We start from the raw sequence: 14,395 nt of genomic DNA, 5'->3' as shown, positions 1-14,395 counted from the left end.
GTCCCCCGGGCGCCGCCAATTTCTGGCAGCCAGTTCAGTGCTTGGCGCTGCTGGCGCGCTGTGGTCTGCCTTGCCTTTTTCCGCTTACGCCACCTCATCAGGAGCTGCGATGAACGCCGATCTAATTCTCTTCAATGGCCGGTTGCACACGGTTGACCGAGAAAAACCGACCGCCACGGCCGTCGCCATCAAAGACGGCAAGTTCATTGCCGTGGGCAACGACGGCGAAGCCATGGCCTTTCGCGGCGGCTCGACCCGCGTGGTCGACCTGCAAAAGCGCACGGTCATTCCAGGCCTCAACGACTCGCACCTGCACTTGATCCGCGGCGGCCTCAACTACAACCTCGAACTGCGCTGGGAAGGCGTGCCGTCGTTGGTTGACGCCTTGCGCCTGCTCAAAGACCAGGCCGACCGTACGCCCGCGCCGCAATGGGTACGCGTGGTGGGTGGCTGGAACGAATTCCAGTTTGCCGAAAAGCGCTTGCCAACCATTGAAGAGCTGAACAAAGCCGCGCCCGACACCCCGGTGTTTGTGCTGCACCTGTACGACCGCGCCTTGCTCAACCGCGCCGCGCTCAAGGTGGTGGGCTACACCCGCGACACGCCGAACCCACCGGGCGGCGAGATTGTGAAAGACGCCAATGGCGAGCCCACCGGCATGTTGGTGGCGCGCCCGAACGCCATGATTCTGTACTCCACGCTGGCCAAAGGGCCGAAGCTGCCGCTGGAATACCAGGTGAACTCCACGCGTCAATTTATGCGCGAGCTGAACCGCCTGGGCGTTACCAGCGCCATCGATGCCGGTGGTGGCTACCAGAACTACCCGGACGACTACCAGGTTATCCGCGAGCTGGCCGCCAACGACCAACTCACCGTGCGCATCGCCTACAACCTGTTTACCCAGAAGCCCAAAGAAGAACTGGTGGACTTCAAAAACTGGACGCAAATCGTCAAGCCAGGCGATGGCAATGACTTCTTCCGCCACAACGGCGCCGGCGAAATGCTGGTGTTCTCGGCGGCCGACTTCGAAGACTTCCTCGAACCGCGCCCGGATCTGCCGCAAACCATGGAAGAAGAACTGGAACCGGTGGTGCGTCACCTGGTTGAGCAGCGCTGGCCGTTCCGCCTGCACGCCACCTACGACGAATCGATCTCGCGCATGCTCGATGTGTTCGAGAAAGTGAACCGCGACATTCCGTTCAACGGCCTGCACTGGTTCTTCGACCACTGCGAAACCATCACGCCGAAAAACATTGAGCGTGTACGGGCGCTGGGCGGCGGTATTGCCGTACAGGACCGCATGGCGTTCCAAGGCGAATACTTCGTCGACCGCTACGGCAAGAAAGCTGCCGAAGCGACGCCGCCGATCAAACGCATGCTCGCCGAAGGCGTGCCGGTGGGTGGCGGTACCGATGCCACGCGCGTGTCGAGCTACAACCCGTGGACCTCGCTGTACTGGATGGTCAGCGGCAAAACCGTCGGCGGCATGGAGCTGTACCCCGAAGGCTTGCCGCGCGAAACCGCCCTGCAACTGTTCACCCACGGCAGCGCCTGGTTCTCGACCGAGCAGGGCAAGAAAGGCCAGATCAAGGTCGGTCAGTTGGCGGATGTGGTCGCCCTGTCGGCGGACTTCTTCAGTGTCGATGAAGAGGCCATCAAGTGGATCGAATCGGTACTCACCGTGGTGGACGGCAAGATCGTTTACGGCACCGACGAATTCGACAAGCTCGCGCCGCCTGCGCTGCCCGTGACCCCGGACTGGTCGCCGGTGGTGAAAGTGCCCGGCCACTGGCGTCAGCAAACCGCATTGGCGGCCGCTGTGCACCAATGCTCCGGCCCGTGCGGCGTGCATTCCCATAGCCATGAAAAAGCCCGTCTTTCCTCGGCGCCGGTGAGCGATCACCAGGGCTTCTGGGGTGCGTTCGGCTGTTCCTGCTTCGCCTTCTGATTTTGTTATCCAACCCATCAGGCCCGGTGCGGGCCTGATTATTTCGAGGAAATATCATGAGCAAGAAATACAACCGCTTGGACAAAGACAACGCCGTGGTTTTGCTGGTTGATCACCAGGCCGGCCTGATCTCCCTGGTGCGCGACTTCACCCCGGACGAGTTCAAAAACAACGTACTGGCCCTGGCCGACATCGCCGCGTTCTTCAAGCTGCCGACCATCCTCACCACCAGCTTTGAAAACGGCCCGAACGGCCCGATGGTTCCCGAACTGAAAGCCAAGTTCCCGGACGCCCCGTACATTGCCCGTCCTGGCCAGATCAATGCCTGGGATAACCCGGACTTCGTGGCCGCCGTTAAAGCCACCGGCCGCAAGCAAATTATCATCGCTGGCGTTGTGACCGACGTGTGCGTGGCATTCCCGACCTTGTCGGCCATCGAAGAAGGCTTCGACGTGTTCGTCGTGACCGACGCTTCCGGCACCTTCAATCCGCTGGTACGTGAGTCGGCCCTGAACCGTATGGTCGAAGCCGGTGCGCAATTGATGAACTGGTTTGCCGTAGGTTGCGAGCTGCAACGCGACTGGCGCAACGACATCGAAGGCTTCGGCGCCATCCTCGGCGGCCACCTGCCGGCGTATGCCAACCTGATGCAGAGCTATAGCCAGAAAGCGCAGTAATTTTTCGGCTGGACGTGTAAGACCCCAATCGAGGCTGAAGCCTCTCCTACAAGTGGTACATCGCTTGTGGGAGAGGCTTCAGCCTCGATTTTTTTGCGCCTTTGTTTTTGTAGGAGCCAGCAAGCTGGCTCCTACAAGAGAGCGACGTTATAGGCCCACTGCTTTTTGTAGGAGCGGCTTTAGCCGCGATGCTCTTGCTTTGAAAAACATCGCGGCTAAAGCCGCTCCTACAAGTGATCTGGAGCTTGCGGGAAAGGCTTTAAGCCCGACATTGGTGGGGCTTCACTCGATTTTTATGCTCGCTGTCATTGTAGGAGCGGCTTGGCACGCCCAGATCACCGCCCCCACGGTGCCGGTGCGCCGATCAACCGGCCCATGGCGCCTTTGATCCCCAACTCTTTCAACGCGGTGAGTTCACCTTGGGTTTCGACCATTTCGGCAATTAACGGCAAGTCGATGCTGTTGGTGGCGCGGAACATGGCTTCGATAAACATGCGTTTGTCGCTTTCCTCGTCGATGGCGCGGATGTAGGTGCCGTCCACTTTCAGGTACGCAAGGCCCAGGTGGGTGAGGTTGCCGATCAGGCTGAAGCGGCCGCCGAAATGCTGCAGGCCCAGGTTGAAGCCGGCCAGGTGCACGGCCTGGCTGAGGCGTTCCAGTTCGGCCGGTGGCGGCAGGTGACGTTCATCCACTTCAAGGGTCATCAGGGTGGCGTGCTGGGGGTTTTCCCGGAGCAGGGTGATCAGCTGCGCCTGGGCGTCGGCTTCGCGCAAGGTGGCGGCCGACAGGCTCAGGGCGATGGGTTGCTGATGCGCGGCGAGGTGGGCGAGGGCGTGTTTGAGCATCGCCAGGTCGAAGCGTGCGGTCCAACCCAGGCGCTCGATCCAGGGTAGGAAACGGCCGGCAGCGATGGCCTCGCCTTGCGGGTCGATCAGGCGCGCCAGCACTTTGTGGTGCAGCACGCGTTGGGTGTCGGCGCAGTCCACCACCGGTTGGAAGTACAGCTCCAGCTTGCCTTTGTTGAGCGCTTCGTCGATCCAGCCGCGCCAGTCGTTGAGGCTCTGGCTCGGAGCGGCGTTGAAGTCGTCGAGGCGGTCCCAGAACTTGGCGGCGTTGCTCTGCGCCTGGGCCAGCGCTTGATCGCCACGGCTGATCACGGCCGTTACGTCTTCGCCGGGGCGGAAGGCGGCAATACCCAGATGGGCCACGGGCGTGCAGTCGCTGGCGCCGGTTTGGCGCAGGCTTTCCAGGCTGTCGATCAGTTGCAGGGCGAGGCGGTCGGCGTCGTCGCCGGCCAGCCCTGGGGCCAATAAGGTGAACTCGCCGCCACGGCTGCGCGAGGCCAGCCAGTCGCTGCGGTCGGGGTGTTCGAGCGAGCGTTTCAGCAGCTCGCCAATGGCGGCGATCAGGGCGTCGGTGCGTTGCCCGCCGAGGCGCTGGTTGAGGCCGCCAAGGTCGTTGACCCGCAGCATGATCAGGTAGCCCTCGGCGTGCTGTTCGTGGGCGCTGAGTTGGTTGGCCAGGTTGATGTCGAACAGGCGGCGGTTGGCCAGGCCGGTGAGGGTGTCCTGGTAGGCTTCTTCGCGGAGTTTTTCACTGCGCGCGGCTTCTTCGGCGAACAGGTTTTTCAGTTTCTCGACCATCTGGTTCATGGCCAGCACCACGCGCTTGAGCTCGGGTGTGCGCGGAACGCGGGGCAGGGTGAAGAACTCGCGACGGCTGATGGCGTGGGCCTGTTGCACCATGTTGTCGAGCGGTTTGAGCTGGGTACGCAGCAGCCAGCCGCCGAGAATCGAGCTGACCAAGCCGCAGAGCAATAACCAGGCGGCGCTGCCCAAGGCGCTGTCCCACAGACGCGACAGGGCGAATTGCGGATGGCTGAGCACCTCCACGCGGGCGGCCTGATCCCAGCCGCGCATGATCATGGCGTCGCCGCCTTCGGGTTCAAGGTCGATCAGTTTGACGAACCAGGCCGGCACGTTTTCCGAGGTCGTGGTGGTGCGGCGTTCAACCATGGTTTCGCCGTTGTCGACGCGCACCACGCGGATGGTGGCGTAGTAGCCGCTGTCGAACACCGAGCTGACCATCAACTCGATCATGGCCGGGTCGTCGACATGCGGGGTCATGGACAGCGCCAGTGCAGTGGCGGCGTCTTGCGCGTGGGAACGCAACTGGCTGAGCAATTGCTCGCGCGAGCTTTCCACACTGGTGATGAAACTGCCGGTGAAGGCCACTACCAGAAACAGGCAAATGGCGAGAAACAACTGCTTGAGTAACGACATAAGGTTCTCCTAACCCTCACCAACGGCAAAGCCTTCGGCATTCATTTTTTTCAATATGTCCTGCCAGCGCGAAAGCTTTTTGCTGTCACCGCGTTTGCCGGAGGAGCCCGGCAGGTACAAACCTTCGGCATTGAAGGAATACACCGGGAGTAGATCTTTACGTTGCGAAGCGGGGCGAATATCGCCGATCAAGTTGTCCAGTACCAGCGGCTGGGCGGTGGGGCTGGAGTAGTAGGTGAGCACCATGTGGGCCTGGTTGTAGTTCAAGGCTTTGACGTAAGTGATGCGCAGCTTTTCGCTGGGAATGCCAAGGCGCCGCAGGGTGAAGTATTTGGCGATGGAGTAGTCCTCGCAGTCGCCAGCGCCCTTGACCAGCGCTTCGAGCGGCGTGGCCCAGTAGTCTTCCTGGCGCCAGTTGCGCATGTCATCAACAAAGCGCAGCTCGCGGTTGAAGAACTTGTTCACCACAACGAGCTTTTCGCTTTCGGGCAAGCCCCCACTTGAGCTGACCAGATCGCCCCAGGCGAGAATGCGGGGCTTCGCTTCGCCGAGATTGCCGTAGCGGGTTTCTGCGTTTTTGACGATGACGGCGAAATCCCAATCGGCAAATACACTGGCAACGCCCACCAGCAACGCCAGCAACAAAGACGCACAGACGCGTGCCGAAAACAGGCGTCTGTGTCGTCCTTGAAAGCGCTGCCGAAGCTGCATGTCGCGTCTCCGCCGATGGTGGGGTGATTCTAGGCAGTTGCAGGGGAATTTGCTGTATGGGCTACGGGAATTTTCTACGGCGTCGCTGCGCTTGTATCCGAGCGGCTACGGGCGCTTGAGGGTTTTCTGCCTGAGGATATAAATCGTCACGCACACCGCACTGGTCAACATAAACGTACGCGCCCAGAACATCGGCACCAGGTAGCAGGAAAAGCCGATGCTCAGCCACATCAAACCGATGGCGTATACCTTGCCTTTGAGCGGTATGCCGTTGCCGTCGAGGTAGTCGCGAATCCACGGACCGAGCTTGGGGTGGTCTACCAGCCAGTGGTAGAAGCGCTCGGAACTGCGGGCGAAGCAGGCGGCCGCCAGCAGCAGAAACGGCGTGGTGGGCAGTACGGGAAGAAAAACCCCGATAACCCCAAGCACCACGCTCAGCCAACCAATGGTCAGCAGGGCGTAGCGAATGGCGGGGTTACGGTTTTCGTGGACTTGGCGCGTCATCCACGGTCCTTATCGTGCGGTGACGAATTAGTGGTGACGAGGCTTGAGCAGCGCAGGTTTTTCGTCAGGCGCCTGACAGATCAGGAACAGCGCGGTGAGCGCTTCGGGAATTTGCTCGACCATGTCGTCCATCAGGTCGGCATCTTTGGCGATGTCGGCGAACTCGGCTTCTTCATCGAACAAACCGGAACCCACCATGATCGGCAGCAGCAGTTCGCTGACTTCTTCTTCGGCGGTTTCAAACCAGGCGGCTTCGCGCATAAACACGCCTTCCATAAAGCCGATGCACCAGCCACGAATATCGGAATCGTCCGGCTCTTCGCCCAGATCCAGATCACACGGCAGTTCGAGGTCATCGTCGGCGGCGAGCATGCGGCCGATGTGCGCTTTGAGTTGGATGAGGGTGGCTTCGATTTCGTCGCGCTCGGCGTCGTCACGGTAGTGCGGCGGCTCGGAGAACAGGGTGTCGATCCACTCGCGCTCCGGTACTTGTTCGGTGCAGATCGACAGTGCGGTCAGGAAGCCGTGAGCGGCTACATAGTCCAGGGCTTCTTCATGCAACTCATCGGCGTCGAGGAAGGCTTGCAGGCGGGTCAATTGCGCGGCGAAGGACATTACGGCACTACCTAATGGGACTGAATGCGCAGGATTTTAGCCTGTATAGCCCGCTGGCGCGGCGCTCTTGGCAGATTTTTTTCGCCGCCGCCGCTAGCTGGCAGGATTTTTCGACGGGCAATCACCGATAGGCGTCGTCCATTGCCTGGGGGTGCTGACGTATACTGCGGCGCTTTTCCGCCTGCACCTTTTGCAACGCTTGGGGTTTTTATGCTCGAACCGGCTCTGCGCATCCTTAAAGACGTTTTTGGCTACGACAGTTTTCGTGGGCGTCAGGGTGCAATCATCGAGCGCGTGGCCAACGGCGGCGACGCCTTGGTATTGATGCCAACCGGCGGCGGTAAATCCCTGTGTTTCCAAGTGCCGGCGCTGTTGCGGCCCGGTTTGGCGGTAGTGGTTTCGCCGCTGATTGCCTTGATGGAAGACCAGGTGGCCACGCTGGACGAGCTGGGCGTGGCAGCCGTGGCGCTGAACTCGACCCTGAGCGCTGCCGAGCAACGGCAGATCGCCGACCGCATTCGCCGCAATGAAATCAAGCTGCTCTATGTAGCGCCCGAGCGCCTGGTGCAGCCGCGCATGCTCGAGTTTTTGCAGGACTTGGACATCGCGCTGTTCGCCATCGACGAAGCGCATTGCGTGTCGCAATGGGGTCACGATTTCCGTCCCGAATATTTGCAACTGGGCCAGCTTGCCGAGCTGTTTCCCCACGTTCCGCGCATTGCCCTGACCGCCACGGCGGACATGCGCACCCGCGAAGAAATCGTCACCCGCCTGCACCTGCAAGATGCCGAGCGGTTTCTGTCGAGCTTCGACCGCCCGAATATTTTCTACCGCATCGTGCCTAAAGAGCAGCCGCGCAAGCAGTTGCTGGCGTTCCTTAAAGAGCGCAAGGGCGACGCCGGCATCGTCTATTGCATGTCGCGTAAAAAGGTCGAGGAAGTGGCGGCCTTTCTGAGCAAGGAAGGCTTCGCCGCGCTGCCGTATCACGCCGGTTTGCCCCACGAACTGCGCGCCACTCACCAGAAGCGTTTCCTCAATGAGGAAGGCTTGATCATGGTCGCGACCATCGCCTTCGGTATGGGCATCGACAAGCCCAACGTGCGCTTCGTGGCCCACCTGGATTTGCCCAAGTCGCTGGAAGCCTATTACCAGGAAACCGGCCGCGCCGGCCGCGATGGCTTGCCGGCAGACGCCTGGATGGCTTACGGCCTGCAAGACGTGCTGCTGCTTAAACAGATGCTGCAAAGTTCGGAAGGCGATGAGCGCCACAAGCGCCTGGAGCAGCACAAACTCGACGCCATGTTGGCGCTGTGCGAGCAGATTCGCTGCCGCCGCCAGGCGTTGCTGGCGTACTTCGACGAAGAAATGCCCAACCCCTGCGGCCATTGCGATAACTGCGTCGACAACGTGCAAACCTGGGACGCCACCGAGCCGGCACGTCAGGCGCTGTCAGCGATCTTTCGCAGCGGCCAGCGCTATGGCGTCGGCCATTTGGTCGATGTTTTGTTGGGGCGCGACAACGACAAAGTGCGCAGCAGTGGCCATCAGCACTTATCCGTTTTCGGCATGGGCAAAGCCCTGAGCGAAGGCGAATGGCGTTCACTGTTTCGCCAGTTGGTGGCGCGCGGTTTGGCCGATGTGGATCTGGAAGGCTACGGCGGCCTGCGCCTGAGCGAAACCTGTCGGCCGCTGCTGCGCGGCGAGGTGACGCTGGAACTTCGTCGCGACCTGAAACCGCAGCTGGCGGCGAAATCCTCGTCGGGTGGCGGCAGCTCGGCCAGCCAACTCGTGCGCCCGGACGAGCGCGAGCAGTGGGAAGCCCTGCGCGCACTGCGGCGCAAACTGGCAGAAGAACACGCGGTGCCGCCGTACGTTATTTTCCCCGACTCGACGTTGCTGGAAATGCTGCGCAGCCAGCCCGGCTCGATGGCGGAAATGGCCGAGGTCAGCGGTGTTGGCGCGCGCAAACTGGAACGCTATGGTGCGGCATTCTTGGAAGTACTGAGCGGCGCTGCGGAAGTGGCGCCACCGGTGGTGGATATCCGTCACGAGTTGGTCAGCCTCGCCCGCGCCGGCATGACGCCGCAGCAAATTGCCGGGCAACTGAAATGCACCGAAAGGAACGTGTACAGCCTGTTGGCCGAAGCCATTGGCCGGCAGCAGTTGTCGCTGGAACAAGCCATGGATTTGCCGGCTGAGCTGCTGGGCGAAATTCAGGATGCGTTTCTCGACGCCGATGGTGAGTTGCCAGCGGTAGCCGCCATTGCCGAGCAGTTTGCCGGGCGCGTGCCAGAAGGCGTGCTGTACTGCGTCCGCGCGGCGTTGCAGGCAGAGTTCGAGGTATAAGTCGGCGCTCAACTCCGTGTTCGGCGGGGCCGTTTTTATGGCGTCAGAAATTTTGCCCGGGTTGTTGCGCGCACTTTCTGCGGCTATGGTGTCAAAAAGCCTCCCCACCAAGAGAAGAGGTAACGGGTGCCGCTCCATCAAGCCTGGCTGGACGATGTCCGCCCCAATCCTTATGCCGACCAACTGTCTTTAGGCTTCCGCCTGCTGCGTTTCGTGCGCCCGTTGGAAAATGAATACCGTCAGTACATGCGCGAGGACAGCTTCGACCTCAAGCGTATTGCTCTGAGCGTGGGCATGGTGCTGTGGATGGCGTTCGCGGTGCTGGATTTTTCTCTGATCGACGGGCCTCAGGTCTGGTGGATGCTGGGCGTGCGGCTCAGCGTGCTGGCGATGCTGCTGGTGTGCGCCCTCCTTATTCTGCAACGCAAACACTTCCATCTACTGGTGCCCTTGAGCATCACCTGCATTGGCGGGCTCGGGCTGGGCGCGGCCTCGGTGGTGGCCATCGCCCACACGGTCGACATGACCTACCCCTACGAAGGCCTGCTGCTGGTGTGCATGGCGGCGTATTTTCTCGTCGGCTTGCGCTTGTCCGAGGCGCTGGCCACCTCGTTGATGGTGCTGCTGGCGTATGTGGTACTGGAGCTGCTGGTGGGACTGCCGATTCCCCGTCTGATCAACAACGTGTTGTTTCTGCTGTTCGGCAATTTGATGGGCGCCATCGGCTGTTACCTGTTGGAGTTCAAATCGCGCGAGCACTTTTTGGTCAGCCGCCTGATGCGCGTGCTGGCGGATCACGACAGCCTGACGGGCCTGCATAACCGCCGCAGTTTCAACCGTCAGTTGGAACGCTTGTGGCGCCAGGCGCAGCGCGAAAACCAGCGGCTTGCGCTATTGCTTTGCGATATTGATCACTTCAAAGCCTATAACGACTGCTACGGGCATCAGGCCGGCGACAACGTGTTGCAGCGCGTTGGCGCGGTGCTCGCGGATGCGGCGCGCCGGCCGCTGGATATGTCGGTGCGCCTCGGCGGTGAGGAATTTGCGGTGTTGCTTTACGACATCACCGATGCGCAGGCCCGCGAGCGCGCTGAGGCGTTGCGTCTGGCGCTGGAGAAGCTCGGGATCCGCCACGAGCGCTCTGACACGGCGGCGATGGTGACGATGTCGGTGGGCGTTTCCTGCCTGCTGCCGGCCGAGGAGCGCGATGTCGGTCAGTTGTATGAACGCGCGGATCGGGCCCTGTACGAGGCCAAGGCATTCGGGCGTAACCAAGTGGTGGCTTGACCCCGAACGCATAAAAAAAAAGCCCGGCATGACGCCGGGTTTTTTATGGGGGTTTTACGCGGGCTAGATGCCCATGCCCACCAGGCTTTGCACGATATTGCGCAAGGTGCCGGCAATGGTCGGGTGTTCCACTTCAAAGCGTTCAACGGCGAGGTTTACGCCGTCCACCAGATTGGTGTCCGGTGCGCTGGCTTCGCGTTGCAGTTGCAGTTCGATCTGTTGCGCCAGGGCGTTGAGTTCTTCGCGTTGCTCGTCGGAGACGGGCGTCTGGCTGTTCAGTTGCTCGCGCAGTAAGTCCAGTTGATGCTGCAATTCGCGGGCAGGCATGGTGTTTCTCCCTCTGTGATAGGCAACAGCATTGACCCTGAGCGTGCGCCAAAGGTTCGAGTGTTGAGGGTAATCCATGCTCTGCCGCTTTGCCCGAGCGCAGGCGCGGCAAGGTGTAACACCTTACGGCTTTTCACCTTTTTGCCGGCGCTGGGCCAGGTCTGTGAGGCTAGGGCCGAGGTCCGCCAGTTGATCGATCACCGAATGCACGCCGAGGCGATAAAGGCTCAAGGTTGCCTGCGCGCGCAAGTGGTCGCGCTCGGGGGCGGGCAGGGCTTGCCAGTCGTCTGGCGCCTGGCCACAGAGCGGGCCGCAAGCGGCGAGGCCCACCGTCCATAAGCCGGCATTCAAGCCCGCCTGCAGTAAACGCGGTTCGCCGCTGATCAGCACGCAGCCGTCGAGGTTGCTCACCTTTAACGCCGACAGCGACTGCCAGCAGGCGTCGGGCGCAGGCCACGGGCGGGCGGCGCTGGTGTCGGTGCCAACCAGCCAGGCGGGCAGGGCACTGGCCAGTTGCTGGCTGGCATCGGCGGGTAACTCATCCAGCCAAGCGCAGGGCACGCCTTGCTGCTGCAGGGTTTCCAGCACATGCAAGGCGCCGGGCGTGACGTGCGCGTAATCATTGGCGCTGGCTTGCAGGGCGCTTTGCAGGGCGCTGATGTCGGCGCTGTGAGGCTCACGGCCCAGCGCCGCGCTCAGCGCAGCATGCGGTGACAAGAGATGGCAAGGCTGATTGGCGGCGTCGGGAAACAGCCGCTGCAAGGTCACGGGCAAGGCGCGGGCGCCGAAGTCCACCAGGCAGCCAGAGAGGCCGAACAGCACGGCGGTGAAGTCGGCAGATGATGAGGCGAGTGCAGGCATGACGCGCATCCGAAGGGGGCTTGTTAGCAAAGTAGTTACCCGCGATGACGGTGCGATGAATACTTTGTGACAATTGACCGGCACGGAGTTGCCGCGCCATTTCGGCCGATGGAAAAGCCGCCTGCCAAAGCCCGTTATCAGCCCTTATACTGAGCGCCTTTTGCGCCAGCACCTATGCTGGCAAAGCGCGCACCGCGCGTTCCCCGTTCTGCCTTTGGAGCCATGCAATGGAAGTGTTTGCCAGCAATTGGGCCACGCGTTTTGGCCAACTCTGCCTGTGTGCCGGTCTTGCGCTGGTGGCGCAGGGCGCTTGGGCAGCGGAAAACGACCCGTGGGAAGGCTTCAATCGCCCGGTGTTCACCTTCAACGACACGGTCGACACCTACGCGCTGAAACCCGTCGCGCAGGGTTACCAAGCGGTCACGCCGCAGTTTCTCGAAGACGGCATTCACAACGTGTTCAGCAACCTGGGCGATGTCGGCAACCTGGCCAACAACCTGCTGCAAGGCAAAGTGGAGGCGGCGGGGGTCGATACCAGCCGTTTGATTTTCAACACCACCTTTGGCCTGCTGGGCTTCTTCGATGTTGGCACCAAGATGGGCTTGCAGCGCAGCGATGAAGATTTCGGTCAGACCCTTGGCGCGTGGGGCCTGAACAGTGGGCCGTATCTGGTGCTGCCGCTGCTTGGACCAAGCACCGTGCGCGATGCGTCGGGCAAGATTCCGGACAGCTTCCTCGAACCCTACCGCTACATGGACCACGTGCCGACCCGCAACGTGACCCGTGCGGTGGATGTGGTGGATACCCGTGCGAGCTTGCTGTCGGCCGAGAAATTTATCAGCGGCGACAAGTACAGCTTTATCCGCAATGCGTATCTGCAGATGCGTGAATTTAAAGTTAAAGACGGTGAAGTCGAAGACGACTTCTGAGTTAGCTAAACGATCGGATGCGCGTCGGCGGGGCGGCGTTAAAAATACGTTTTCAATGCTCATGGGCTACAGCTCACTTCGCTTGAAGACGTATGTTTGCCTTGCTCCGCTCTAGCTCGCTCGATCTTGAGCAGCGTGATTCGGCTATTGAAAGGGCAAAACGAAAAAGGCGACCTCAGGGTCGCCTTTTTTGTTTGATCGATGAGGGGGGGGTTACTTCATGGAAAGAATGGCCAACCCCAGCGATTGTTTGCCGCCATCCAATGCGCTGGCGCGGATGACTTCGGCTTCGGCGTCGAGGCCGCGTAATTCGTTGTGTTCCGATGCGATGTGGACGCGAACCTTGTCGCCCACTTTGGCGTCGCTTTCAGCTTCTAACTGCATGCCAGTACTGGACAAGTCGAGGCAGAGGGCGGGAATGTCGCGGCCGCCGTGTTTCAAGGTGACGGGTGCTTCCAAGCGCATACGGATGTAGTCGCGTTTCTCGGTGTAGGCATGATCACTTTGGCTCATCGACCCGCTCCTGTGGTTTTTATTGGACTCTCCGACGGCTCTTATAACCTTGCCCTCTTTCGCCTGTAAAGGCGTCAGACGATGATCGGCGTACGCTTGAATCGCCGCACGGATGGGAGTACCGTCTGCGCCTTGACCGTCCACGCGTCCCGGCTGATCGGCCTGACGTACACGCCAACCACCCCTGGCGCCGTTTGCCTGGTACCCCATGCACAATTCCAGTGCCTCGCTGCTGATTATTGATGACGACGAAGTAGTGCGCGCCAGTTTGGCCGCTTACTTGGAAGACAGTGGCTTCAGCGTTTTGCAAGCTAGCAACGGCTTGCAGGGTTTGCAGATCTTCGAGCAGGAGAAACCTGACTTGGTGATTTGCGATTTGCGCATGCCGCAAGTCGATGGCCTTGAGCTCATTCGCCGCATAAATGCACTTGAAGTGCAGACGCCCGTTATCGTCGTTTCCGGCGCTGGCGTGATGAGCGATGCCGTTGAAGCGTTGCGTTTGGGCGCCGCCGATTACTTGATCAAACCCCTCGAAGACCTGGCCGTGCTGGAGCACTCAGTACGCCGTGCGTTGGATCGCGCCAATCTGCGTATCGAAAACCAGCGTTACCGGGAAAAACTCGAAGTCGCCAACCGCGAGCTGCAAGCCAGCCTGAACCTGCTGCAAGAAGACCAGAACGCCGGTCGCCAGGTGCAGATGAACATGCTGCCGGTCACGCCGTGGAGCGTTGATGGCTTGGAGTTCGCGCACCAGATCATCCCTTCGCTGTATCTGTCGGGCGACTTCGTTGATTACTTCCGCCTCGATGACCACCGCATTGCCTTTTACCTGGCCGACGTTTCGGGCCACGGCGCGTCGTCGGCGTTTATCACGGTTCTGCTGAAATTCATGACCACGCGGCTGCTGTATGAATCGCGCCGTGGCGGGCAGTTGCCAGAATTCAAACCTTCGGATGTGCTGGGCCACATCAATCGCGGGTTGATCAATTGCAAGCTCGGCAAGCACGTCACCATGTTGGGCGGCGTGATTGATGAGCAGAGTGGCAAGCTCACGTACAGCATCGGTGGGCATTTGCCGCTGCCGATCATGTACAGCGAAGGCACGGCGCACTACCTGGAAGGCCGCGGCCTGCCGGTGGGGCTGTTTGATGAGGCAACCTACAGCGATCACGTGATCGATTTGCCGCAATCATTCAGCCTGACCCTGCTTTCAGACGGCATTTTGGACCTTTTGCCGAGCGATACACTCAAAGAAAAGGAAGCGTTGCTCCCTCAGTTGGTGTGCACGGCGGGTGGCAGCCTGGATGGCTTGCGCCAGGTGCTTGGGCTGGCCAATCTCTCAGAGATGCCAGATGATATTGCCTTGCTGGTGTTAAGCAGGAACCTTGCATGATC

General features: G+C 60.7%; 13 protein-coding genes. 6 read left to right on the top strand and 7 right to left on the bottom strand.

From position 1 onward, the window contains the following. Positions 1-109 precede the first annotated feature (109 nt). Both ACZZZU_RS03950 and ycaC read left to right on the top strand, forming a co-directional pair. Entirely contained in the window at positions 110-1,948 is a 1,839-nt protein-coding gene (locus ACZZZU_RS03950) for an amidohydrolase (protein ID WP_463549825.1), read from the top strand. Between the two features lie 56 nt (positions 1,949-2,004). After that, on the top strand, positions 2,005-2,625 hold the full coding sequence (gene ycaC / locus ACZZZU_RS03945) for an isochorismate family cysteine hydrolase YcaC (protein WP_122451006.1): 621 nt from the start codon (positions 2,005-2,007) through the stop codon (positions 2,623-2,625). Positions 2,626-2,960: 335 nt separating this feature from the next. On the opposite strand, the gene lapD is transcribed toward ycaC, so the two are convergent. From lapD to ACZZZU_RS03925, 4 genes are all read right to left on the bottom strand, one after another. Continuing rightward, a complete protein-coding gene (gene lapD / locus ACZZZU_RS03940; protein ID WP_463549824.1) occupies positions 2,961-4,907 on the bottom strand; it encodes a cyclic di-GMP receptor LapD in 1,947 nt (648 codons plus the stop codon). A gap of 9 nt (positions 4,908-4,916) precedes the next feature. Continuing rightward, complete coding sequence (gene lapG / locus ACZZZU_RS03935; RefSeq protein WP_463549823.1) at positions 4,917-5,618, bottom strand: cysteine protease LapG; 702 nt, start codon at positions 5,616-5,618, stop codon at positions 4,917-4,919. Between the two features lie 105 nt (positions 5,619-5,723). Continuing rightward, positions 5,724-6,122 (bottom strand): YbaN family protein, encoded by a 399-nt coding sequence (locus ACZZZU_RS03930; protein ID WP_122498403.1) that lies wholly within the window; start codon positions 6,120-6,122, stop codon positions 5,724-5,726. Positions 6,123-6,149: 27 nt separating this feature from the next. Beyond that, positions 6,150-6,737: a YecA family protein gene (locus ACZZZU_RS03925; RefSeq protein WP_122498405.1), complete on the bottom strand. Its 588-nt coding sequence runs from the start codon at positions 6,735-6,737 to the stop codon at positions 6,150-6,152. Positions 6,738-6,947: 210 nt separating this feature from the next. On the opposite strand from ACZZZU_RS03925, the gene recQ reads away from it, so the two are divergent. Beyond that, entirely contained in the window at positions 6,948-9,083 is a 2,136-nt protein-coding gene (recQ, locus tag ACZZZU_RS03920; RefSeq protein ID WP_463549822.1) for a DNA helicase RecQ, read from the top strand. Positions 9,084-9,209: 126 nt separating this feature from the next. Then, on the top strand, positions 9,210-10,370 hold the full coding sequence (locus ACZZZU_RS03915; RefSeq protein WP_463549821.1) for a GGDEF domain-containing protein: 1,161 nt from the start codon (positions 9,210-9,212) through the stop codon (positions 10,368-10,370). A 63-nt stretch (positions 10,371-10,433) separates the two neighbouring features. On the opposite strand, the gene ACZZZU_RS03910 is transcribed toward ACZZZU_RS03915, so the two are convergent. Beyond that, positions 10,434-10,697 (bottom strand): DUF4404 family protein, encoded by a 264-nt coding sequence (locus ACZZZU_RS03910; protein ID WP_122498411.1) that lies wholly within the window; start codon positions 10,695-10,697, stop codon positions 10,434-10,436. Between the two features lie 123 nt (positions 10,698-10,820). Next, complete coding sequence (locus ACZZZU_RS03905) at positions 10,821-11,558, bottom strand: HAD family phosphatase (RefSeq protein ID WP_463549820.1); 738 nt, start codon at positions 11,556-11,558, stop codon at positions 10,821-10,823. A 227-nt stretch (positions 11,559-11,785) separates the two neighbouring features. Between ACZZZU_RS03905 and ACZZZU_RS03900 the strand changes: the two genes are divergently transcribed. Next, positions 11,786-12,487 carry an MlaA family lipoprotein gene (locus tag ACZZZU_RS03900; protein WP_463549819.1) on the top strand — a complete coding sequence of 234 codons (702 nt, stop codon included), beginning with the start codon at positions 11,786-11,788 and terminating at the stop codon, positions 12,485-12,487. Positions 12,488-12,700: 213 nt separating this feature from the next. Here ACZZZU_RS03900 and ACZZZU_RS03895 read toward each other — a convergent pair whose 3' ends face one another. Further along, entirely contained in the window at positions 12,701-13,000 is a 300-nt protein-coding gene (locus ACZZZU_RS03895) for a PilZ domain-containing protein (RefSeq protein WP_122498417.1), read from the bottom strand. A gap of 208 nt (positions 13,001-13,208) precedes the next feature. Between ACZZZU_RS03895 and rssB the strand changes: the two genes are divergently transcribed. Continuing rightward, positions 13,209-14,393, top strand: coding sequence for a two-component system response regulator RssB (gene rssB / locus ACZZZU_RS03890; protein ID WP_463549818.1), 1,185 nt, complete (start codon positions 13,209-13,211; stop codon positions 14,391-14,393). Positions 14,394-14,395: the final 2 nt, after the last annotated feature.

This window comes from Pseudomonas sp. AC136 (genome assembly GCF_979258585.1).
Note: the sequence above shows the minus strand (reverse complement) of the source record. Positions and strands in the feature narration are given on the sequence as shown.

Excerpts from the sequence above, each read along its gene's own strand:
- ycaC (WP_122451006.1), top strand. The coding sequence starts at position 2,005 with ATGAGCAAGAAATACAACCGCTTGGACAAAGACAACGCCGTGGTTTTG.
- recQ (WP_463549822.1), top strand. The coding sequence starts at position 6,948 with ATGCTCGAACCGGCTCTGCGCATCCTTAAAGACGTTTTTGGCTACGAC.
- ACZZZU_RS03895 (WP_122498417.1), bottom strand. The coding sequence starts at position 13,000 with ATGAGCCAAAGTGATCATGCCTACACCGAGAAACGCGACTACATCCGT.
- lapG (WP_463549823.1), bottom strand. The coding sequence starts at position 5,618 with ATGCAGCTTCGGCAGCGCTTTCAAGGACGACACAGACGCCTGTTTTCG.
- rssB (WP_463549818.1), top strand. The coding sequence starts at position 13,209 with ATGCACAATTCCAGTGCCTCGCTGCTGATTATTGATGACGACGAAGTA.
- ACZZZU_RS03930 (WP_122498403.1), bottom strand. The coding sequence starts at position 6,122 with ATGACGCGCCAAGTCCACGAAAACCGTAACCCCGCCATTCGCTACGCC.
- ACZZZU_RS03910 (WP_122498411.1), bottom strand. The coding sequence starts at position 10,697 with ATGCCTGCCCGCGAATTGCAGCATCAACTGGACTTACTGCGCGAGCAA.
- ACZZZU_RS03950 (WP_463549825.1), top strand. The coding sequence starts at position 110 with ATGAACGCCGATCTAATTCTCTTCAATGGCCGGTTGCACACGGTTGAC.
- lapD (WP_463549824.1), bottom strand. The coding sequence starts at position 4,907 with ATGTCGTTACTCAAGCAGTTGTTTCTCGCCATTTGCCTGTTTCTGGTA.
- ACZZZU_RS03900 (WP_463549819.1), top strand. The coding sequence starts at position 11,786 with ATGGAAGTGTTTGCCAGCAATTGGGCCACGCGTTTTGGCCAACTCTGC.
- ACZZZU_RS03905 (WP_463549820.1), bottom strand. The coding sequence starts at position 11,558 with ATGCCTGCACTCGCCTCATCATCTGCCGACTTCACCGCCGTGCTGTTC.
- ACZZZU_RS03925 (WP_122498405.1), bottom strand. The coding sequence starts at position 6,737 with ATGTCCTTCGCCGCGCAATTGACCCGCCTGCAAGCCTTCCTCGACGCC.